The organism is Enterococcus sp. 7E2_DIV0204, from assembly GCF_002140855.1.
Classification (GTDB): Bacteria; Bacillota; Bacilli; order Lactobacillales; family Enterococcaceae; genus Enterococcus_L; species Enterococcus_L lemimoniae.
Window position 1 is genome coordinate 1652957 of sequence record NZ_NGKY01000001.1, and the last position, 21051, is coordinate 1674007.

Annotated in this window: 20 protein-coding genes and 2 pseudogenes; 10 read left to right on the plus strand and 12 right to left on the minus strand. The window is 35.2% G+C overall.

Annotated features, from left to right (window positions below; genetic code table 11):
* Positions 1-387 precede the first annotated feature (387 nt).
* Complete coding sequence (locus A5819_RS19750; protein ID WP_254907243.1) at positions 388-522, plus strand: hypothetical protein; 135 nt, start codon at positions 388-390, stop codon at positions 520-522.
* Between the two features lie 400 nt (positions 523-922).
* Here the strand turns inward: A5819_RS19750 and A5819_RS07685 are convergent, their stop codons facing one another.
* From A5819_RS07685 to licT, 4 genes are all read right to left on the minus strand, one after another.
* The gene (locus A5819_RS07685) at positions 923-1144 is read right to left on the minus strand and encodes a hypothetical protein (protein WP_086278130.1); all 222 of its coding nucleotides are present in this window, start codon (positions 1142-1144) and stop codon (positions 923-925) included.
* A gap of 120 nt (positions 1145-1264) precedes the next feature.
* Positions 1265-2689 carry a glycoside hydrolase family 1 protein gene (locus A5819_RS07690; protein WP_086278131.1) on the minus strand — a complete coding sequence of 475 codons (1425 nt, stop codon included), beginning with the start codon at positions 2687-2689 and terminating at the stop codon, positions 1265-1267.
* A gap of 45 nt (positions 2690-2734) precedes the next feature.
* Positions 2735-4633, minus strand: a complete 1899-nt coding sequence (locus A5819_RS07695; RefSeq protein ID WP_086278132.1) for a beta-glucoside-specific PTS transporter subunit IIABC — start codon at positions 4631-4633, stop codon at positions 2735-2737.
* Between the two features lie 141 nt (positions 4634-4774).
* Positions 4775-5623, minus strand: a complete 849-nt coding sequence (gene licT, locus A5819_RS07700; RefSeq protein ID WP_086278133.1) for a BglG family transcription antiterminator LicT — start codon at positions 5621-5623, stop codon at positions 4775-4777.
* A 918-nt stretch (positions 5624-6541) separates the two neighbouring features.
* Between licT and A5819_RS07705 the strand changes: the two genes are divergently transcribed.
* The 7 genes from A5819_RS07705 (at position 6542) to A5819_RS07735 (ending at position 12593) form a co-directional block, all read left to right on the plus strand.
* Positions 6542-7459, plus strand: coding sequence for a PLP-dependent cysteine synthase family protein (locus tag A5819_RS07705; RefSeq protein WP_086278134.1), 918 nt, complete (start codon positions 6542-6544; stop codon positions 7457-7459).
* A 24-nt stretch (positions 7460-7483) separates the two neighbouring features.
* A complete protein-coding gene (locus A5819_RS07710) occupies positions 7484-8629 on the plus strand; it encodes a cystathionine gamma-synthase (RefSeq protein ID WP_086278135.1) in 1146 nt (381 codons plus the stop codon).
* 162 nt (positions 8630-8791) lie between these two features.
* Positions 8792-10300 carry a DUF1846 domain-containing protein gene (locus A5819_RS07715; protein WP_086278136.1) on the plus strand — a complete coding sequence of 503 codons (1509 nt, stop codon included), beginning with the start codon at positions 8792-8794 and terminating at the stop codon, positions 10298-10300.
* Positions 10301-10674: 374 nt separating this feature from the next.
* A complete protein-coding gene (rpmG, locus tag A5819_RS07720) occupies positions 10675-10827 on the plus strand; it encodes a 50S ribosomal protein L33 (RefSeq protein WP_086278137.1) in 153 nt (50 codons plus the stop codon).
* Between the two features lie 141 nt (positions 10828-10968).
* Positions 10969-11136 (plus strand): 50S ribosomal protein L32, encoded by a 168-nt coding sequence (gene rpmF, locus A5819_RS07725; RefSeq protein WP_086278138.1) that lies wholly within the window; start codon positions 10969-10971, stop codon positions 11134-11136.
* A gap of 12 nt (positions 11137-11148) precedes the next feature.
* Positions 11149-11529, plus strand: coding sequence for a hypothetical protein (locus A5819_RS07730; protein WP_086278139.1), 381 nt, complete (start codon positions 11149-11151; stop codon positions 11527-11529).
* Positions 11530-11582: 53 nt separating this feature from the next.
* Positions 11583-12593, plus strand: a complete 1011-nt coding sequence (locus A5819_RS07735) for a GTP-binding protein (RefSeq protein WP_086278140.1) — start codon at positions 11583-11585, stop codon at positions 12591-12593.
* 210 nt (positions 12594-12803) lie between these two features.
* Here the strand turns inward: A5819_RS07735 and A5819_RS07740 are convergent, their stop codons facing one another.
* Entirely contained in the window at positions 12804-13385 is a 582-nt protein-coding gene (locus A5819_RS07740) for a helix-turn-helix domain-containing protein (RefSeq protein ID WP_086278141.1), read from the minus strand.
* 368 nt (positions 13386-13753) lie between these two features.
* Between A5819_RS07740 and A5819_RS07745 the strand changes: the two genes are divergently transcribed.
* Positions 13754-14404, plus strand: coding sequence for a bifunctional 2-polyprenyl-6-hydroxyphenol methylase/3-demethylubiquinol 3-O-methyltransferase UbiG (locus A5819_RS07745; protein WP_254907302.1), 651 nt, complete (start codon positions 13754-13756; stop codon positions 14402-14404).
* 304 nt (positions 14405-14708) lie between these two features.
* On the opposite strand, the gene A5819_RS07750 is transcribed toward A5819_RS07745, so the two are convergent.
* From A5819_RS07750 to A5819_RS07775, 7 genes and pseudogenes are all read right to left on the minus strand, one after another.
* Positions 14709-14993, minus strand: a complete 285-nt coding sequence (locus tag A5819_RS07750) for a hypothetical protein (RefSeq protein WP_086278142.1) — start codon at positions 14991-14993, stop codon at positions 14709-14711.
* On the minus strand, positions 14968-15951 hold the full coding sequence (locus tag A5819_RS07755; RefSeq protein ID WP_086278143.1) for a DUF916 and DUF3324 domain-containing protein: 984 nt from the start codon (positions 15949-15951) through the stop codon (positions 14968-14970). The genes A5819_RS07750 and A5819_RS07755 overlap by 26 nt, the downstream gene beginning before the upstream one ends.
* 117 nt (positions 15952-16068) lie before the next feature.
* Entirely contained in the window at positions 16069-17151 is a 1083-nt protein-coding gene (locus A5819_RS20080; RefSeq protein ID WP_369596912.1) for a DUF4822 domain-containing protein, read from the minus strand.
* Positions 17125-17540: pseudogene (locus A5819_RS20000) on the minus strand (DUF4822 domain-containing protein); the annotation flags it as partial. The pseudogene A5819_RS20000 and the gene A5819_RS20080, both read right to left, overlap by 27 nt.
* A 689-nt stretch (positions 17541-18229) precedes the next feature.
* Complete coding sequence (locus tag A5819_RS07765; RefSeq protein WP_086278144.1) at positions 18230-18592, minus strand: VOC family protein; 363 nt, start codon at positions 18590-18592, stop codon at positions 18230-18232.
* 64 nt (positions 18593-18656) lie between these two features.
* A pseudogene (locus A5819_RS07770) lies at positions 18657-19430 on the minus strand (helix-turn-helix domain-containing protein).
* Between the two features lie 258 nt (positions 19431-19688).
* Positions 19689-19901, minus strand: coding sequence for a hypothetical protein (locus A5819_RS07775; protein ID WP_086278146.1), 213 nt, complete (start codon positions 19899-19901; stop codon positions 19689-19691).
* 509 nt (positions 19902-20410) lie between these two features.
* Between A5819_RS07775 and A5819_RS07785 the strand changes: the two genes are divergently transcribed.
* Positions 20411-20800, plus strand: coding sequence for a hypothetical protein (locus A5819_RS07785; protein ID WP_086278148.1), 390 nt, complete (start codon positions 20411-20413; stop codon positions 20798-20800).
* The last annotated feature ends 251 nt before the right edge of the window (positions 20801-21051 follow it).

Genomic DNA, 21051 nt, shown 5'->3' on the forward strand with positions numbered 1-21051 from the left:
TGTTTTACGATTAAAAAACGAAGAAAGTGTATTAGTACGGACTTTAACGCTTTAATGCTATGATTGTTTTATATTTTATTGGAGGTATTATGATAACAGATGAAGAAAAGAGTCAATGGCATTTAAGTGGAAAATTCGTCATTTTTGGTTATTTATTTTTAGCGAAAATGATGATGGACGCATAATAACTATATCACGATTGATCAGCGTATCATCAGCCTAAAAGTAGAGAAGTTGACAATTTTACAAGAAAAACTATTAACTATTGTTTCTCATTAAAATCAAATCGTTTGATGTGCTTGATTTGTTCCAAGCGATCCCGTGTGGTCATAGATCGTATTAGGTATAGTTTATCCAAATTCATTTGTACTAACAACGAGTGACAAGATGTTTAACGAACGAATTGATCCAGATGATATCTGGCTTCAAGCTGTTATCAACGAGAAAGAGACACGTTACTTACCAAGGGTTCTTAGCACGGATGAAAAAGATGGGGGGAATGTATTATCAAATCGTCTTTGATTATTCAGGATAGGGTCGAGTGAATAATGGTTCATTATGGTGAGACTGAAGTTGAATTTAAGCGTCAGTAAAAGAATACAAAAATGAAATCAAGTCGAAAGTCGATCAGGTTTGAGCAATACAAAAAGGGAACAACACGTTTTTTGTATTGCTCGCTTTTTGCGTGGTTGCCGGAGAAGTTGACTTTTGGCAACCGTGTATTGATTTTCAGAGTAAAATTGATATTGAATATGGCGCTATCTTATTTTTGCTAAGCAAGGTAGTAGTATTTTTACTTACCGACAAATACCAATTGCTAAGTGATTACAAATTGATCAGTCAACCAAGTACCCTTTTGGAAGATACTAGCAGGTTCTGGTCCCATCATGAAAAATCCATCCGCAACTAATGTTGAAAAGAGTTAATCCAATTCTGCTTCACTATCCAATTCAACATACAAAGAAAGATGCAAACCAGGTGTTACTGGATTTTCTGGTCTCATGTCTAAAAAGTAGAGTGGCGTTCCGTTTAAATCTAGTTGCCCATTTAAAACGCGTTCAGCATATTTCATCATAATAAATGATGGATTGAGTAGTAGTATTTGGAAAAACGTCAACGTAGAAATCGATTTGGGCTTTAGCATGTTCAGTTACTGAAATATATGTTATTGGCTGTTTCATGTCATTCACGCTCCTTGATTGTAAGATAATAGATTTAGTAGTAATTACAATTGATGTGCTCAAGATTTTCAGCTTAGAGTGATTTAGGCGAGATTTTCGCCATTTGATTCAATCACTTGTTTATACCAGTGGAATGATTTTTTGCGGCTTCTTTCAAGTGTTCCGTTACCTTCGTCATCACGATCGACGTAGATAAACCCATAGCGCTTACTCATTTCACCTGTTCCGGCACTAATCAAGTCAATACAGCCCCACGGTGTATACCCAATCAAATCAACACCATCATCAATTGCTTTTTCCATTTCAATAATATGGCGTTTGAAGTAATCGATCCGATAATCATCATTGATCGAACCATCTGCTTCTATTTTATCAAAGGCACCAAGTCCATTTTCTACGACCATTAAAGGAACTTCATAACGAGAATAAATTTGATTTAAAGTATACCGTAGACCGACAGGATCGATTTGCCAACCCCAGTCACTGGTTTCTAGATACTCATTGGAGACGCCGCCAAATAGGTTTCCTCCTGTTTTATCATCGCGATTTTCTAAATCATCTGTAATACAAGTGGTCATGTAATAGCTAAACGTATAATAATCAACAGTCCCTGCTTGTAATAATGTCTTATCCTCATCTGTAATATCGACTTGAATATTATTCTTGGCAAAATAACGTTTCATAAAATAGGGATATTTTCCTTTTACCTGAACATCTCCACAGAAGAAGTTAAATTTTTCATTGATTTGCTGCGTTTTTAAAACGTCTTCTGGTCGGCATGTTTTAGGATACATCGTAATGTAAGCTAGCATACAACCGATTTTAAAATCGGGATTGATTTTGTGTCCAGCAACAACTGCTTTTGCTGAAGCTAGAAAAACATTGTGTAGTGCTTGGTATTGCTCGGTTTCAGTATAGTCACGATTGAATAGACCACTGATGCGTTTACCATGATCCATTGTACCAAAATTAATTTCATTGAATGTCAGCCAATATTTCACTTTATTTTTGTACCGTTCAAATAGGGTTGTTGCATAGTTTTCGTAAAAACCAATTGTCCGTTTATCTAAAAATCCATCATATTTCTTACCTAAGTGAAACGGCATTTCAAAGTGAGAGATCGTTACAAGCGGTTCAATACCATATTTAGCTAGTTCATCAAACACATTATCGTAAAATTGTAAGCCTGCTTCGTTAGGTGTCGTTTCATCTCCATTAGGAAAAATCCGAGACCAAGCAATCGACATCCGATAGACTTTGAAGCCCATTTCAGCAAATAAAGCAATATCTTCTTTATAACGATGGTATGAATCGATTGCTGTGTGGCTAGGATAGTAATACTGTTCTGTATCAATTTCTAGATCAAAAGTGCGGTGAGTATTAGAGGTACGGCTTCCGGCACGATTGTGGTCGCAAATAGAATCTCCTTTGCCATCCTGATCCCAGGCACCTTCACATTGATTGGCAGCTGTTGCGCCGCCCCATAAAAAATTCTTTGGAAAACTCATTGATTTTTACTCCTTTGTAAATAAATTTAGTAGTAGTTTAAATGATTATTTTGCGATGATCGCAGTAATCAAAACAGCTCCTTGTTTAGTTGAGGTTTCAGAAGTTGCAATCACATCAGCGTAATCAGGAGTATTTGTAACGATGATCGGTACTTGCGTACTGTATCCTGCTTCTTCAATCGCACGGATATCGAAAGTCACTAATTTATCCCCTTTTTTAACTTTCGCATTTTGCTCAACGAACGCCTCAAAGCCTTCACCATCTAACTGAACGGTGTCGATACCGATATGGATCAACAGCTCGGTCCCATTGTCCGAAATCAATCCAATGGCATGCTTTGTCGGGAAAAGTGTCATCACGGTACCATCAAATGGTGCCACGATTTCCCCAACAGTTGGTTCGATCACAACCCCTTTGCCCATGATACCTTCAGAAAATGCTGCGTCTCTTGCTTCGCTCAAAGGTAGGACTTTGCCTTCTGCTGGAGAGAAAACTTCATCTTTTGTAAGTTTCTTTTTTTGTCCAGTTGCGGCTAATTTTGCTTCTTCTTTTGATAGTTGAATCGTTGGTTCATCATCTTTAAATCCTAAAATCCATGCTAAGCCAAATCCAGCTGCAAGTGCGCAAGCATCTAAGATCATATTGTAAATAGCATATTTCATATCGCCATCAGGTGAAATTGTTGAAGTATATCTAAAAATACCAAGTCCGCCCATTTGATAAGCTTGAATACCTAATCCCATAGCTATAGCACCTGTGACACCACCTACAATACAAGATGCCCAAAAGGGTTTCTTTTTCGGTAAAGTGATTCCGTAAATAGCTGGTTCAGTAACACCAAACAATCCAGAAATAAAAGCAGGAATAGATAACTCTTTTAAGCGCAAATTTTTCGTTTTTAGCATAACAGCAAGAACTGCCCCTGTCTGTGCGAAGGAGACACTGCCGGAACCTGTCAGTAAAGAAGTTGGTATTCCTTGAGATAATGAAATAATGACAAATGGAATAAGTGCCCAATGCATCCCGAACATAACAAGGATTTGCCAAGTGAACCCTACAATTGCACCAAAGATGATTGGATTGAACGCTTGAACGGCAAGCAACCCATTTCCAAGTCCGTCCGCTACAACATTCATAATTGGTCCAATCACCAAAAAGGTCAAGGGAACTGTAATCAAAGCTGTGAAAAAGGGGACTAAAAATAGTTTAACCACATCTGGAATGATTTTCCTTAATTGTTTTTCAAGAAAAGCCGCAAAAGCTGTGGATGCAATGATTGGCATCACTGTTGAGCCATATCCAGCAGCAGGGATCGAAAACGGAATGCCAAAGAAATTCAACCCACCACTTTCTGCAAAAGTAGCGGTCGCAGATCCATCAATAAAACCTGTATAAACCAAGCTTGAAGCAATCATCATTCCTAAAAAAGGAGAACCGCCAAATTTTTTCATTGCTGTGTACCCAATAAAAATCGGCAAGAATAAGAACAAACCATCACCCATTGCATTAAAGAGTGCATAAGTAGAGCTACCCGAAAAACTAGAACCTAAGGCAAAGGCTAAAATTGCATTGACCCCTTTTAGCATACCTGCTGCAGATAATGGTGCCAGAATAGGCTGGAAAATGCCAGAAATCATATCCACAAATCGATCAAACAAATTGCCTTTTGCTCCATCATCCGCCACAGGTTCTAAAACACCTAGCACTGCATCTACATCCTTACGAACATCAGGGACATGATTGCCAATGACCACTTGATATTGCCCACCAGCTTGCATGACTGTAACAATACCATCCATGTTTTTTAAGACTTCAGTATTTGCTTTGCTTTCATCTTTTAATTTGAAGCGTAGACGTGTGATACAATTTGTCAAAGAATTGACGTTTTCTTTACCTCCGACTTCTTTTACAATTTTTTTTGCAAGTTCTTCATATTTACCCATTTTCGTTCCTCCAAATGTTCATTTATTTTTTATTTAGAGGTCTCGCCAACTTAATGTCACGATCCATTGCCTTTCCTGAGGCCAACGATTTCCTATGCTCCTTTTCTGGGAATGATTTTAGATAAAGAGAATACTCTCCAACTAACTAGTTTTATCGATGATTCGAGCTAAATGAATGGTGATGTAGGCTTGTTCGTCTTTTGACATCGCATAGTTCCGTCGATTTTTTAATAATTCAGCGACTTTCTTTGTTGCCGTAAACGCTTCGGGATACTGTGTAGTAACGAGTAAAAACAACTCACTTTCGATTTGATCTTTAGCACTATTACCAGTATTTTTTTTCAAGACTCTTTCCGTAAAAAATTTCAAATGCGTAATAAAGCGTTGAAAATAGATATCATTTTCAGCAAAGCTGATTCGCAGCGTATATTTGATAACTGTCAAGATTTCTTCAATCAACTGAGTAAGGCTGATTGCATCCTCGTGATGACTATCGATCTGAGCATTGGTGATATGTAAGGCTAGAAAACCAGCCTCATCATCTGTTAAGTCAACATGTAACTGTTGATTAACCATTTGAATTGCAGATCTAGCAATCTCTAATTCGGCTGGGAAAAACCGTTTGATATCCCACAATAAAAAATTTTTCACCTGAATACTTTTTTTCGCTCTTTGAATCGAGGAGTTTAAATGATCCGCAATCGCTATAAAAGATGATTCATTCAATTCTTTATCCAAAGCAATTCTTGCATGTGATAAAATTTTATACGAAATCTCAATGATTTCTTCTGGAATCTCTGCAAAAAGCTGTTCAATCTGTTCTGATTGGACTTGGTTTTCAAGCTTAAAAACCTTCTCGATTTTTTCGACATCAACTTTTGCCCCTGTTTTCATTTGAAAGCCCAAACCATTGCCCATCAAAATGACTTCTTCATTTTCTTCATTCAAGACAATGATCACATTATTATTTAAAATTTTTAGAATTTCCAAGTTGTTCGACCTCCTTTAGCTTTACGAAAGAGATTGAGAATAAAAAAAACCTAAACAAAAGCCACTGAAGGCGTTGTTTAGGTTTAGCTTAACTTAATAATCACTATCCATTTAACAAAGCAAATATACACTATAAAGAAAGCGCTGTCAATATTTTTTAGAGAAAAATTAATACAGTTGTTGGTGAAAAGGGAATAAAGTCAGTGTGGGAAATGAGTTGGCAATCACCACAAACAGGTTTATTTCTTACTATGACAATTGTTCAGTTCAATCACCTATCACTTCTAAAACAGATAGAGTAATAGTTGATATAGTAAAAGTAATAAATAGAACGAATATGGATGTAGCAGATAACAGGTAGTGGCATTTCTTTTAGTTAGTGTATTGCCTAGAAGGTGCATAAGGGAGTCCATCTTGCCCAAAGACATTTAATGCGATTATTGGATTGTGGAAGAACCCTCACCACGTATTTTTTATTTCGAAAAAAGAGAACTATGAAACTATGAATGCAACTGCTTTTTTTGATAGGATCAAAAGAGTATATTACAGGAAAAATATGGTACGGTTAACAAATCAGTTATTTAGTCGTACGAATTTTTTTAGGATGATTCTTTTAAATTGACATCAGAAAAATGATGTGATATCTTCCATGTATACTTATTTTGAGGAGTGGAAAAGACATGACAAACAACAGACGTTCAGTTTTATGCTGTTGTTGTATGGTGCGAAAAAGCAGCATACCAATTTGTCATGCCTATTAATAGTCCATCTAGAAAAGTTAAATGTTTCAGGTCACTTTAGTAAAGAAAAGGTGAACTGTTTATAGTTGACGTTCAAGAGGTACTGATTTAATAGTCAGTACCTCTTTTTTTGTTGCAACGGCGCAGTCATAATCGTTAATAACGATAGGAGGAAGTCATGATAGTTGATGAAGTACAGGAATTGATTGGACACACACCGATGTTCAAGTTTGATGCTGCTCGATTTGGTGGTCAAAAAGGGAGTAAGATCTATGCTAAATTAGAATACCTGAACCCAGGGGGCAGTATCAAAGATCGGTTAGGGCAACATTTGCTAACCCGTGCGTTGCAAGAAGAAAAAATAACTTCTGAAACAACAATCATTGAACCAACAGCTGGAAATACAGGCATTGGTATTGCTTTGGCAGGCGTGAAGGAAGGCATCAAGACTTTATTTGTTGTACCCGAGAAATTTAGTTTGGAAAAACAACAATTGATGAAAGCACTAGGAGCAGAAATCGTGCATACACCAACAGCCAAAGGAATCAGAGGGGCAATCGACAAAGCAACACAATTGGCAAAAGAGATCCCAAACAGTTATTTACCGTTACAATTTGAAAATGAAGAAAATCCCAAAGCCTATTACAACACACTTGGACCTGAAATTTTTAATGAGCTTTCAGGACAACTAACAAGCTTCGTTGCTGGAGTCGGCAGTGGGGGAACGTTTGCAGGAGTTGCAGCCTATCTAAGAGATCAAAACCCACAAATTCGTGCGATCGGAGTAGAACCAGAAGGCTCGATTTTAAATGGAGGAACAGCTCACGGACACGAAATTGAAGGGATCGGAGTAGAGTTTATCCCCACGTTCTTTGAGAATGTAACGATTGATAAAATTTATACTATCCGTGATGAAGAAGGGTTCTATTTTACAAGGCTTTTAGCAGAAAAATTTGGGCTACTCGTTGGTAGCTCAAGTGGAGCAGCTTTTGCTGCAGCCATTAAAGAAAGCAAGACATTACCCGAAAACAGTACAATTGTCACTATTTTTCCAGATTCTGGAGAACGATATCTCTCAAAAAATATTTATGGCTAGGACCAAATTTAAGGAGGAAAAACGATGCATTTTCAAACAAAATTAATCCATGGTGGAATCAGTAACGATGAACAAACAGGAGCAGTCAGTGTCCCAATCTATCAAACATCAACCTATAAGCAAAATAGTGTTGGAAACCCTAAACAGTATGAATATTCTCGTTCTGGAAATCCAACCCGATTTGCTTTAGAAGAACTAGTAGCGGAACTTGATGAAGGAGTAGAAGGCTTCGCATTTGCTTCTGGTTTAGCAGCTTTGCATACAGTCTTATCCCTTTTTGAAGCAGGAGATCATATACTATTAGGCGATGATGTATACGGTGGAACGTTTCGACTAGTTCAAAAGGTTTTTGAAAAAAATGGCCTCACCTATTCATTGGTGAAAACTAATGTTTTAACCTCGATAGAAGAGGCAATCACTGAGAAAACAAAAGCAATTCTCTTTGAGACGCCAACCAATCCATTATTGAAAGTTTCTGACATTCAAGCAATTTCCTCTTTAGCAAACAAGTATCATTTAGTGACGATTGTGGATAATACCTTTATGACACCCTATTTTCAACGTCCCTTAACAGTAGGAGCCGACATTGTGGTATACAGTGGAACCAAGTATCTTGGCGGACATAGCGATGTTGTCTCAGGTTTTGCAGTGACAAATCAAACGGTATTAGCAGAAAAAATCGGCTATTACCAAAATGCAATAGGGGGCGTTCTAGGTCCGCATGATAGTTGGTTAGTTCAAAGAAGTCTCAAAACATTGGCACTTAGAATGGAAGCTCATCAAAAAAATGCATTAAAAATTGCCACATATCTTGAAACCCATCCAGCTGTTGCAGTGGTTTATTATCCTGGGTTAAAGAGTCATGCAGGCTTTGAATTAGCCAAAAAACAAATGAGTGGTTTTAGTGGCATGATTTCTTTTGAGCTGAAAGACGAGGCGTTTGTCAATTCGTTTGTGGAAGGTCTAAACATTTTTACGTTAGCAGAAAGTTTGGGTGGGGTTGAAAGTTTGATCGAAGTTCCAGCAGTGATGACACATGCATCTATTCCAAAGGAAATCAGAGTACAGGCTGGAATTAATGACGGGTTGATTCGTTTATCTGTAGGGATTGAATACATTGATGATTTGATTAGTGATTTAGAGCAAGCTTTTGAGAGAATAGGTAAATAACGTTTTTAGTTTTACAGTAAGAAGCTTGAATTGTAGACTTGAAATAAGTCAGCAGTGATATGTAAAATAGAGTTAGATAGTAAATAATGAAATTCCTTATCGTAATCATCCGTAAATAAGTTTATAATAGATGGCAGTATATAAATATCGGAGGGTTCTTACGTGAAAAAACGAGGTTTTGATCCACAAAAGTACATCGAAGAGCAATCAAAATATATCCTTGAAAGAGTTGACCATTACGACAAGCTTTACTTGGAATTTGGTGGTAAATTGATTGGCGATATGCATGCAAAACGCGTGCTGCCAGGATTTGATGCGGACGCTAAAATTAAACTTTTACAAAAATTAAAAGATCAAGCGGAGATTTTGATTTGTGTTTATGCAGGGGATATCGAGCGTAACAAAATTCGTGGCGATTATGGGATCACCTATGATATGGATATTTTGCGCCAAATCGATGAGTTAAGAGAGTATGGCTTAGCAGTCAACAGTGTGGTGATTACCCGCTATAGTGGACAACCTTCTACAAAAATGTTTATCAACAAACTGGAAAGAAGAGATATCAAAGTCTATAAACATGCGGCGATTGAAGATTATCCATCCAATCTTGAGAAAATCGTCAGTGAAGAAGGCTTTGGGAAAAATAACTATATTCCAACAACAAAACAAATCGTAGTCGTGACAGCACCTGGTCCTGGTAGTGGGAAATTGGCAACTTGTTTGAACCAACTCTACCATGAAAGCCGTAATGGTAAGACTGCTGGTTATTCAAAATTTGAAACCTTCCCAGTTTGGAATGTTCCCTTGAAGCATCCTTTAAATATTGCCTATGAAGCAGCGACTGTTGATTTGAAAGATGTGAATATGATCGATTCATTTCATTTTGATAAGTACCAAAAAGTTGCTGTTAATTACAATCGTGATGTTGAGACATTCCCTGTGATCAAACGAATCATTGAAAAAATTACCGGAGAAGAATCTGTCTACCAATCACCAACGGATATGGGGGTGAACCGTGTTGGTTTTGGGATTATCGATGATGATGTAGTGAAAGAAGCCTCTAAACAAGAAATCATCCGTCGCTGTTTTGGTACAGAATGTGACTTTAAAAAAGGCTTGATCGATGAAGGAACAGTCAATCGCATTAAGCTGATCATGGAAGAAGTCGAGCTGAAAAAAGAAGACCGCAAAGCGGTACTGCCTGCTAGAGAGTATTCAGAACGATTGAGAGAACAAACCCAAAGTAATGATACGCCGGCTGTTATTGCGTTTGAGTTACAAGATGGTCGAATTGTAACCGGGAGAACCAGCAGCTTAATGGATTCTTGTTCATCTGCTATTTTGAATTCTATTAAAACATTAGCCAATATTTCAGATGAAATCTTATTATTGTCTCCTGTGATTCTTGAAACCATTCAAACGATGAAACGCAAAGATTTACACAGCAAAATTACGGCTTTAAAAGCCAATGAAATCTTGATTGCGCTAGCAATCAGTGCTGTTACAAACCCAACAGCACAGTTGGCGTATGATAAATTATCTGAATTGAATGGTGTCCAAGCGCATTCTACGGTGATGTTGAGTAAGAATGATGAGCAAACGTTAAGAGAGTTAGGGTTGGATATTACGAGTGATGCGGTTTATCCGTCTGAGAATTTGTATTATATTTAAACCTGTTTTTTGATTTTAGTAGATAAATAATGCAAGACTGACAAGAAAAAATCTTGTCAGTCTTTTTAGTATAGTTAAAGGCCAATGAATTTTTGGTCTATTTTTTTAATTATGATAGAATTTCAAAATTATATAAATAATTCTTTAGAAAATAATTGACATAAGTAAATTTTATTGTTAGAATCCAAAAAAGCAAAACGTAATAATTACGCTTTGTCGAGGCGAATCGGAATAGTTATCGATGGAGACTGTGCTACTAGTCTAAATATAAAGTTAGAGTCTCTAGTAGTAATAGAAGAAACGCTGAAATGATGTAGTGAAAGACTTAAGTATATTTATCTAGTAAATAGTAATGTATAAAGGAGCTGAGGAAAATGAGACAAAATATCATACTAGAATGTGTTGAAACAGGTGAGCGCTTGTATTTAACAAGTAAAAATCAAAGAAACACACCAGAAAGATTAGAATTAAAAAAATATTCGAAAAAATTAAGAAGAAAAGCTATTTTTAAAGAAATCAAAAAATGAGGAAATTATTCGTCACTATAGAACTGTGATCCAAATAGTATGATAATAATTTTAGAAGATTGACAGATCAGTTTAAAGGAACAACTATTATGGTTGAAACAAGTTGGTTAGTGAATTATATGAAGAAGAGGAGACGATCTAATGGCTGTACCAGCAAGAAAAACATCTAAACAAAAAAAGAAGCTTCGTCGTATGCATCAAAAAATTTCAAAACCCGAAATTTCGTTCGACGCTTCGACGGGTGACTATAGACGCAGTCACCATGTATCTTTAAAAGGATATTACAAAGGAAAAAAAGTAACGGAATAGGGAGAAAGCATAATGAATATTATCTATCCGCCACTCGTTGAGGAAAGTATTAAATTTCAACTTTTGGAAAAGAAGCAGTCATTCATCAGTAAAGCAGATACGTATCGCTTCATGGTAGAAAATGACATTATTACAGAAAATGGAGAACCAACTGATTTTGCAATAGAAAAGGGATGGGTCAAAATTTTTGATGAAACGGAGAACCTTTCCTTGGAAAACTTTTTAAAGATATATCCAATTTTTGAAAAATATGACGTGGGATTACTGGAGAAAATCGATGGCTATTGGGAAATTCCTATTGATTTAAAAGAAAAACTCTTGTTAGAGATGGCAGAAGATAAATTTAATTACGATGAACAGGTTCAACTAACAGAATATTTATCTAGTCGATAAGACAGCCTCATCAAAGTATTTGAAGGATAAATAGAAAAATGGGAGGGATTAGTATGGGAATACCAATCACGGTTATTTCTGGATTTTTAGGTTCTGGGAAAACAACGCTAATCAACCATGTACTAAAGGCAACTAATTTAGTTCCAGAGGAAATACTAATCATTGAAAATGAATTTGGCGATAAAGGAATTGATCATGAATTGCTTCTTCACTCGCATGAGCGAATTTTCCAAATGAACGGAGGCTGTATTTGCTGTAGCTTACGAACGGATTTGATTCATGCATTGATTGCAGTTGATGAAGTATTTATCGAACAAGGCTATCCAATTAAACAAGTGATTATTGAAACGAGTGGTATTTCTGATCCTCAGCCGATTTTACAGACAATTTTGGCAACACCTAGAATTTGTACGAACTTTTATTTGGACAGTGTTATTGCGGTGGTCGATAGTGATTTTTTTGAAAAAAATTTGAATTATCCAGAATCATTAAAGCAATTAGCTATGGCTGATCGTGTCATCATTTCTAAGAAGTCTGATAAAAATACAAATGAAATTCAAGATATTATACAACAGATAAAACCTATAAATCCAATGGCTGATTTTTTTACTTTTTCATTATCAGATGAAAAGGAAAGTGTTGCTCGACAAGTTATTGGGATCAATAAATTTAATCAAGAACTTCACCTGGAATATCTGAGTGATGAGCATCACGCTAGGCATCATCACTCGGAGAAATCTCATCGTAAATTACATCATAAGTTTGAAGCATTACATTTGGAAGGAACAGGTATAATTGCAGAGACGTTATTTCAGAGGTGGATAGATTGGGTAATGATGAGTAACCAAGAAAATATTTTTCGAATAAAAGGCTTTATCCAGTTTATGGATAATGAGTTTCAAACAGAAATTCAAGGTATCAACCAACTCTTTCAATTTAGACCAACGGTGCGCAAAACAAAAATCAATGAGCTCATTATTATCGGTCAAAATTTACCACAAAAGAGTATACAAGAAGCGTTTGAAAAAATCCTGTGTAAGAATAAGCAATCTGCAGACGTTTAAGATTTATCCTACAAGAATAATAGAGGAGAAATAGAATTATTCATATTACTATATATATGATCTATAGTTAGATAATACAGTTGAAAGTAAAATATATTAAGACAAAAAATAAATATAAGAGATTCTTACGAGTCGAGCTTTTGAATATACTAACCTTTAGATGTTCTCTGTCATTGATGAGATCACCTAAAGGTTATTTGCTTGAAAATTTTACGAAAGCCAAATCCATAGAAACGAACTAATTGCAGCAAGTACACCAGCTGCTAATGAAAAGCCTAAAACGATTTTTGTTTTATTCCAGCGATCTCTTTTTTTATCTCGTTTGGCTCTGGCTGCTTCAAGATCTTCCCCGTCTATAAAAGCAACAATTTCGCTATAGGTTTGAACATCTCTTTCCTTTTTGATTTTCTCGATTTTTAAAGCTGCAATCATAGAAATTCCCCAAAGAACAAAAGAAATACCCAATCCGTACCAATCCCAAAGTAACATAACAGGACCAATAGATAGAACCGTTAGGATAATAAATATAATCATAACCCAAGAGAGTCGGTTCATTTTTTCCGCTTCGATGTGTTGATTGTTTTTCATAATTGCTACATCTCCTTTGACTAATTCATCTAAAGTGACATCAAAAAGAGTGCTTAATGCAATCAAATTATGAATATCAGGATAAGTATGATCGTTCTCCCATTTAGAAATTGTTTGCCGTGTGACATAGATTTTTTCTGCAAGTTCTTCTTGAGAGTAACCATCTCTTTCACGATAAAGTTTTAATTGCTTATTAAAGTTCATTTTGCTGTCTCCTTTGAGTCTAAGATAATATAGAAGAGGATATTTTGTCTGTCTATTAGAGTGTACTTTACTAGAAATATAGGCGTATACAAGTGTTTACATCGATAGAAACATTGATATAACTGATTTTTCAAAGATAGGATCCAAGCCAAGAAGTAACGGTTCAAAAATAATTATGGCACAGGTTGTCAATTTATTACAGCTAAAATAAAGAATTTGAGGCAAGCACGAGTAGCTAATATGATATGCTTATAGTCCATAGCAAATGGAAATCTAAAGAAAGCGGGGAAGAATCTGGCAGATTGGAATACGCTATTTTATGATCAAAAAACATAGAATTAGCACCTGAACCTGAAGCCGTTAAATTCATAGAACTTTTAGCAAAAGAATTTCCAAATCAGCAAGCGCGACGGGTTTGGGATCTAGGTTGCGGTGGAGGACGTCACAGTGTGGTGATGGGAAAAATGGGCTGTGAGGTTTTTATTAGCGATAATTCTAGTAAAGCAATAGAACTGACAACGAAAAAATTAGAAGAGAATCACATCAACTATGTTGAAGCCTTGACCTCGATGGAAATCTATCCGTGGAGCAAGAAAGAGTTCTTGCATGGTGTTTTTAGTTGGGCGGTGCTTCAGCATAATACGTTGGATAAAATAATTGAAGCGATTGATTGCATTTACGATTCGCTTATAACAGGTGGTTATTTTTTAGGGACGATCAAATCGACAAAAGCGGATTTGTATGGCAAGGGAGAAGAAATCGAAAAAGATACATTTGTGTTAGAGGTAGGAATAGAAGAAGGCGTTCCTCATCATTATTTTGACGAAGACGGAATTAAGCAGCTTTTCCCTGATGATAAGTGGGAAAGTATGATTCTTGCGGAGCAAGTCGTGAATTATGTTGGAAAAGCTGAGGAATTTTGGGCATTTAATCCATTTAGGTACACTACGTGGTGTGTGCTTATGAAAAAAATAGCTGCTGATTGTGTCATCCAAGAAGATTTTTATAGACTCAATTAAGCCGTATATGTTTTGGATAGTGGTTAATTCTTTTAAACGATTTTTTTTAAGCACTGTTCTATATTAAACCTAGTGATACAGTTCTTTTATATGACTTATTTAAGAATAGGAAGAGTGGATCAGACTTCTTTATATCTATTTGGTTTTTCAGATAAATGCAGCTATTCTGACCTTCAACCAGTAGAGGGGAATAAAAAACTAAGTGAGTGGCTTACCGTATCAGCTACTCACTTAGTTTATATAATATTTTCAATAGATATACTAAATAGGGTAAAGAGGGGAGAGCCTTCGTATTGTTCATCTCTCAATTACCGTATTTATCATATATTAGTTTTGCTGAAGATAAAATTATTAAGATGCCAATAGCAAAAATCAGAAAATTGATCTGTTCGTTTGTTTTTGGAAATGGAGTTTTTGAAGTAGGATTTTTTTTATTGGTCAACGAATCTTCCCGCACTACTTCAACCCTAGCATCACTTACGATAGATTCACTATGGACACTTTTTGAAGAAAAAATTAAAAATAGGCTAAACAGAAGTACGGTGGTATTAAGGGTTAAGGATTTACGATTTTTTTTTGAAAAAAACATAGCCTACTCCTCCTATAACCAGAGCAGTTGCAATAATCATCATCCACACTCGATTACTTTCAGAAAAAACTTCTACTCCACCATTGATTGACTGCTCTTGTGCAGTGGAAAGTTTAAATTCACTTTCCCATGACTCATTTAGTACATCAGATTTTGCATCAATTTTTAACACATATTCACCCGCTTTTAATTTAGCTTCAGTTAAAGATAACATAGGTGTAAACAGGCTGTTGGGAGCTAATTCGATTTCGTTCATGTCATTTTTATAAAGAGGGGTAGCTGAATCTCCTTTTTTGTAAATTGAAAATGTTAGATTCAATTTTCTGAGAATATTTGGATTGGGATTTTGAAATGTTAATGCCAATGCTTTCTTGACTTTCTCAACATCAACGGTCAAACCGTCATAAGTCAATTTATAGTCATTATTGTCTTCTGCTACTCTTATTTTTATAGGAATAGTATAAGCAAAAGAGTTACTAACACCTGCTTTTTTATCCGCTTCTTCTTTTTGACTGATATTTACAGCTCCTAAAATCATACCAAAAAAATCTTTAACAGTATTCTTCAATTGTATTTTGACTGTTTCAGAACTGTTTGGTTCTACTGTTACTTCATTTTTTTCTAACTGTGCTATTTCTGCTATTTTATATCTCTTACTGTCACTATACGTATGTTTATTATCATAACTAATTGTTCCGTCATTTGTTGTCATCCCGTCAAGCAGAGTTAAGTGAAAGTCTTTTGATTCAACTGATTCATTTATAATTACTAATTCCAAAGTTTGGTCCATTACTGCGGGTACACTTAAATTGAAGTAATCCTTCGTATTTTCTAGCTGGTTTTCTGGTATAACTGGTGTTACATAAAACCCAGAACCATTAGCCAATACTTTTACTGGAAGCAAAACCAAAAAAAACATAAGGAATAACAGGCCAATAAACCATTGATTTACTCTCATCTTCTACACTCCTTTCATCAAAAATTTATCGCAACAAGAAAATTGAAAAGGCGTATAGCAAAGAGAAAAAGCAACTTTTATAAAAAATCTACTAAGTGCTTTTTCTCTGCTTTCGTTTTACACTTTAGGAGTCAATGTCCAAGTAATATTCGCACCATACACGCCTGACTGTAACAAGTTTGTATCTCCAACTGTTAATTGTGGGTTCAAAGTTACTGCTTTTCGTTCATTGCTTCCTTCTTTATAAGCGACCGAAAAGGCTTGATATTCACCATTGTCATTCATCGTTACTTTCTCAGCAGTTGTTACAGATTCTTCTTGTGTAGAAGGGGTTAGTACAACACCTAAATTATTTAATAAGAAACCCTTGTTTCCAAAAGGGCCATCAGATAACTTAGTACGAACATTCCATTCATTTTGTGAAGCTTCCCCAGTACGTGTATCAATAACACTGACTACTGCTTTTCCAGGTTCATTTTCTTCAACTAATGTTTGTCTATCTTTTGTATTGATTTTTGAAAAAATAATACTTGCTTCAGTATTGGCATTTTCACTAAATTTAACTGTACCTGAATTTGTTACACTTTCAACTTCTACTACTGCATTACTATTTGTTAGATCATCTTTATTTGGGACTTTAGCTGCTGGTTGTACAATTAATTCGTTTGCTGGATTAAAGGTGAATTCTAAGGGCTGTTCTCCAGTATAAGGTTCGTGCTCAACAGTGATTGGAATATCTTCACCCGCAGCGTTTTTACCCATTCTAGCATAAGTGAAACGGTTGTTATTAAGTTCTGTCAATTCTAATGTGGCTCCATAGCTGTTTGCACCCAATGAGATATGCGTTCGTTCTTTATTCCCGTTGATTACATCATAATAGCCAAAATCATTTCTTGATTCGCCTTGTGTGTTGAAAAATTCATATCTACCTGTTTTGCTTTCATAACGAGCTAATCCTAAAAACCCTTGGTTGTATGCAGAAACGTCATTACCATTCTCATCAAGAGCTTTTGTTCCTTGCCATTTTGTTATGCTTAAAATGGTTCTACCTGGTTGATCTGTTACAATTTCTCCAGTTTGTTTTGATAATACAGGAGGTTGTGAAGTAAAAGTCAATTCTCCGCTGTAAGGTACGTGTTCAACAAATACATTCCCTTGAGTACCATCTTTTTGAACACCAGATCTGCGGTACGTAAACATATCTTTATCCAATCTTACCATGTCAACAACAACGCGATAGCCAAGCTCGGATAGTAAAATTCTTTTTTTGCCATCTTGCGTGACGAAAAAGATTCCTTTATCGCCACGGCTTACATTTGTTTGTCAAAAAATTCATAACGATTTGTTGTAGCGTCATATTTTGCTCTACCGATAAATCCACTATTTTGACTTGTTACATCATTACCTTGCGCATCGTAGACATAGGTCCCTTCCCAATTTGTTGAACCTAAAAGTTGGTTTGGTTCATAATCTGCAGCCAATGCAGTATGCCCGTTTAATACAAAAATAAACGTAAGCAACATTGTGATAAAAGATAAACTAAAATGCTGTTTGTTCCTTGTTTCTGTGCTCATACTATAATTCCCCATTTCTAATTTTTATTTACTCAAATCAACGAGTGCCATTGATTTTAGCAATCCACATATAAAAAACGTGTTCCTTTTTTTATAGATAGCGCTTCTCATTTGCTTATCATCTATGTACTTTATATTACCTAATACGGATAAATAGACTATTACCAAAATATAAATTTTTTATAAACTCTAGTATGTAAATACCTTTCAAAGTAACTATTAGAGTAAAAAAGGTTTATCACTTTTTTTGGTATGGATTTCCACTGAAAATTTGGAACAATAAAAAATGATCTGAATATTGCAGAAGTAGAAGGGGGGAGAGCTGGAGTTATGTCATCTGCAAGTAGATAATACTTTAAAACTCTGTGTGATAGGAAGATAGACTATTAGAGCCTTTACGTTTAGTGATATATAGCTTGATTTTTGAGAAGTCGAATGAATAATAATATGCTTACTATAAATTGGACGAACAGTTAAGTATAGAGAAAAGGTAGATAGATAGCGGCAATAAAGCCTCAACCCCGTGGAATACAAAAGGTTGAAGCTTGTCGATCACTATTTTCACGTGAAAATCAATGTGATTTGTGTAATATAGAAAGGCAATTTAACGTTATATCTGACTCTATTTGGGCATTATCTCAAAAGTTAAAACGACGAACCATTTAGTCGTCGTTTTAGCGTTTTGTTTATTAGATAAGCACTGTTTAAATCGATTCTTGAGTGTATAACCAATAGAACGACAACTTATTACCATCAGGATCAGAGAAATCAACGTATCGAAGGATATCTGCTACATCCGCTATCACCTCGTCAACGATTACACCAAGTGTTTTTAAACGCTTAAATTCTGTGTCTAAATCTTCTACCTCTAACCGTAAAACGTTCTCTGAAACATTCATTTTTTCTTCGAAAAGTTGAATCCAAACAGAACCAATTTGATACTCAATAATCCCTTCAACAGGGGTGATTTTCTCGTCGCTCATAAAAAGTTTTTCGTACCAACTTGCAGCTGCCTCTAAGTTACTTACTGGTAGGCCCACAGTGACACTCTTTACATTTAAACTCATAACTATTTCCTCCATTCCATCAACTTACGACTAGTTTATCACTTCACGGTCGAATAATATTGTTCTAGATTGTGTTCTTTAAACGAGAGATCAAAAGTTTCCCCACATTCACTAATATTGGAGGGTCTTCTGGTATTGGTTTTCTTAGCTTAATCGTGTAATGATTGCTGGAACAGGTTGGAAATGATAGACGCTCATCTTCTTTTCCCCTCAAGCTGTTGCTTAAGTTAAAGTATGATAGAACATTAGTGGAACGGCTTATCCCGCAAGCTAATAAATAATAGTCTCCACTTGGAATATTGTTCAATGTATTTCCGAGTAAATGTTTGGTTGCTACTCCAGATATAGGCAGATGATTTGGGATAAGTGTCCGGAAAAGTCCAATAAATAGGATCCCCATCTCAAATCCATCCGGTACTTCAATCGTTACGGTGCAAAAAGACTGGCTCTTTTCTTCAAAATGTGCTATTGACTGATCCTTATCATCCGTTTCAAACCGTTTCATATCATCAAAAAGGTCACTCATTTCCGTTTTATACGCTCTAGGAGAACTCCCTGTATATTTTTTAAACGTATTCGTGAAACTACCACTGCTTTCAAAACCTGCACGTTCTTATAGGTCGAGTATTCGCTTTTCTTCATCAAGTTCAAAGATCGCCTTTTCAACTTTTAAACTAGAGAGAAATTCAGCAACACTGAATCCATTTATTTCTTTAAATTTCCGACTAAAGTGATGTTTATCATAACCAAAGTGAACGGCAATTTCCTCACTGGTCATTTTTCTACTAACCGCTTCTTCTGAAATGAAAGAAAGAATTTTGGGCATTTTTGATTTCATTTTTGTTCCTCCTTTAAAAAAAAGCTTTGAGAAGTCCTATAAATAAAGATTTCAAGGCTCGTGGTATCATGACCACTCGATAAACTAATAGAATCTAGAAGCTTGAAACCACTGGGGTAAAAGGATTTAAGCTAATTCAGCTATTCTGTTAAATGGTACTTTTCTAAATCGTCAATAGCAGGAATATTTTTTTAATCTTTGGATTAGGAGAAATGTAAAGATATTGGTATCTATATAGTTATAAGGGGTAGTCATGAGTTAATTTCCTAAGACAAAAGTAAGAATATCATTTCTGCTTTTCTTGCCATCATGAATGTCTTTTAGAAGCTGAACCATGTCTTTTGTTGGCTCGAATCCCTCGTACATACTTGAACCTAAAGAGTTCTTCATTATGGTATATTCTTCTTTTGTTTGAAATTGCACACCTTGAATGGATAATTCTTGTTCATTTAGTTCAATTTGAAATGCCATAATAACCCCTCCTTGTGTTTGGTCATTATACTATGTTTTTTAGCTGTTTTCAAAAAGAGGGGAAATAGTTTGGTAAGTTGCTGAGAGTGTTTAAATCTATTGTTCATCAATATCAGTTTGGCTAAACTGATGAATTTTAAAATCCCATTTTGCGGCTAGGATTTTAAATCAAAATGTTTTTCAGTTTCGCTTTGCTTTTAAGTTTTTGTGTTTCTTGATCTAATATTTTTAGTATCCGTTCATGCTCATAAAAGAGGCTATCAAGAATAGAGTGATTATGGATGTTGTTTTTTAGTGAACTGAAGGTTTCGTGTCAATTTATGTAGATCTTGATAGGTGATCATTTTTACTGGTGAGCCATGTTGAACTTCCTCATTATTGTTGATTTTAATAGCATAGTAAACAAAAATGTATGATATGAGTATCTTAAAAAATGAATAAATTTAAAGTAGTTTTTTTGAAAAGCCTTATTGTGATATGATTTATTTATTATCAAGGGAGGAGAACGGATGAAAAAATTTTGTTTAATAGGGATGTTATTATTGTTGGTAGTAGGTTGTTCAAAGATTGGTAGTAATACTAAAGATACAAAGGATGAAGACTCACCAATTGTTTTGAAGTTTCAAGGTATGAAATTGTTTATTAAAAATGAGACCAAAGATATTATTACGATTTTAGAATCAGAGACTGAGTTTTCAATAAAGAAAGATAACAAATGGGAGTCGATTGATGAGACTCGCGGTCTTACAATAATAACAACAAATATTTTGAGTGAGGAAGAGACTGAATTGGATTTGACTACTGAACTTTCAAAGCTCAAAGAAAAAGAGGCTAAGGTAACAATCCATTATGAACTTAACAGTGAGAGCAGAGAAGCAAGTATAGTATATGTCAAATAGAGAAGAAACAGAAGGAAATATATTTTCTGAGAAAGAAAGTAAAACGAAATACTTTGTTAAAAACTAGTATAAGTCGAAAAATCAATTGAATAAACTATATTAATTTTACAAAAAACAATCGTATGAACGTAACTATAAGTTCATACGATTGTTTATCTATTACAGTTTAAAATTGTTGAGGGAATAAATTAATAGTAACGGATAAACTATACAAAGTATTGCTAGTAAAACTAAAAAATAGAAATACTTTT

Bases quoted from the DNA above. Each gene is read 5' to 3' on its own strand.
- A5819_RS19750 (WP_254907243.1), top strand. From the start codon at position 388: ATGTTTAACGAACGAATTGATCCAGATGATATCTGGCTTCAAGCTGTT.
- A5819_RS07685 (WP_086278130.1), bottom strand. From the start codon at position 1,144: ATGCTAAAGCCCAAATCGATTTCTACGTTGACGTTTTTCCAAATACTA.
- A5819_RS07690 (WP_086278131.1), bottom strand. From the start codon at position 2,689: ATGAGTTTTCCAAAGAATTTTTTATGGGGCGGCGCAACAGCTGCCAAT.
- A5819_RS07695 (WP_086278132.1), bottom strand. From the start codon at position 4,633: ATGGGTAAATATGAAGAACTTGCAAAAAAAATTGTAAAAGAAGTCGGA.
- A5819_RS07705 (WP_086278134.1), top strand. From the start codon at position 6,542: ATGATAGTTGATGAAGTACAGGAATTGATTGGACACACACCGATGTTC.
- A5819_RS07710 (WP_086278135.1), top strand. From the start codon at position 7,484: ATGCATTTTCAAACAAAATTAATCCATGGTGGAATCAGTAACGATGAA.
- rpmG (WP_086278137.1), top strand. From the start codon at position 10,675: ATGAGACAAAATATCATACTAGAATGTGTTGAAACAGGTGAGCGCTTG.
- rpmF (WP_086278138.1), top strand. From the start codon at position 10,969: ATGGCTGTACCAGCAAGAAAAACATCTAAACAAAAAAAGAAGCTTCGT.
- A5819_RS07730 (WP_086278139.1), top strand. From the start codon at position 11,149: ATGAATATTATCTATCCGCCACTCGTTGAGGAAAGTATTAAATTTCAA.
- A5819_RS07735 (WP_086278140.1), top strand. From the start codon at position 11,583: ATGGGAATACCAATCACGGTTATTTCTGGATTTTTAGGTTCTGGGAAA.
- A5819_RS07740 (WP_086278141.1), bottom strand. From the start codon at position 13,385: ATGAACTTTAATAAGCAATTAAAACTTTATCGTGAAAGAGATGGTTAC.
- A5819_RS07750 (WP_086278142.1), bottom strand. From the start codon at position 14,993: ATGTTTTTTTCAAAAAAAAATCGTAAATCCTTAACCCTTAATACCACC.
- A5819_RS07755 (WP_086278143.1), bottom strand. From the start codon at position 15,951: ATGAGAGTAAATCAATGGTTTATTGGCCTGTTATTCCTTATGTTTTTT.
- A5819_RS20080 (WP_369596912.1), bottom strand. From the start codon at position 17,151: ATGTTTACGTACCGCAGATCTGGTGTTCAAAAAGATGGTACTCAAGGG.
- A5819_RS07765 (WP_086278144.1), bottom strand. From the start codon at position 18,592: ATGAGTTTAAATGTAAAGAGTGTCACTGTGGGCCTACCAGTAAGTAAC.
- A5819_RS07775 (WP_086278146.1), bottom strand. From the start codon at position 19,901: ATGGCATTTCAAATTGAACTAAATGAACAAGAATTATCCATTCAAGGT.
- A5819_RS07785 (WP_086278148.1), top strand. From the start codon at position 20,411: ATGAAAAAATTTTGTTTAATAGGGATGTTATTATTGTTGGTAGTAGGT.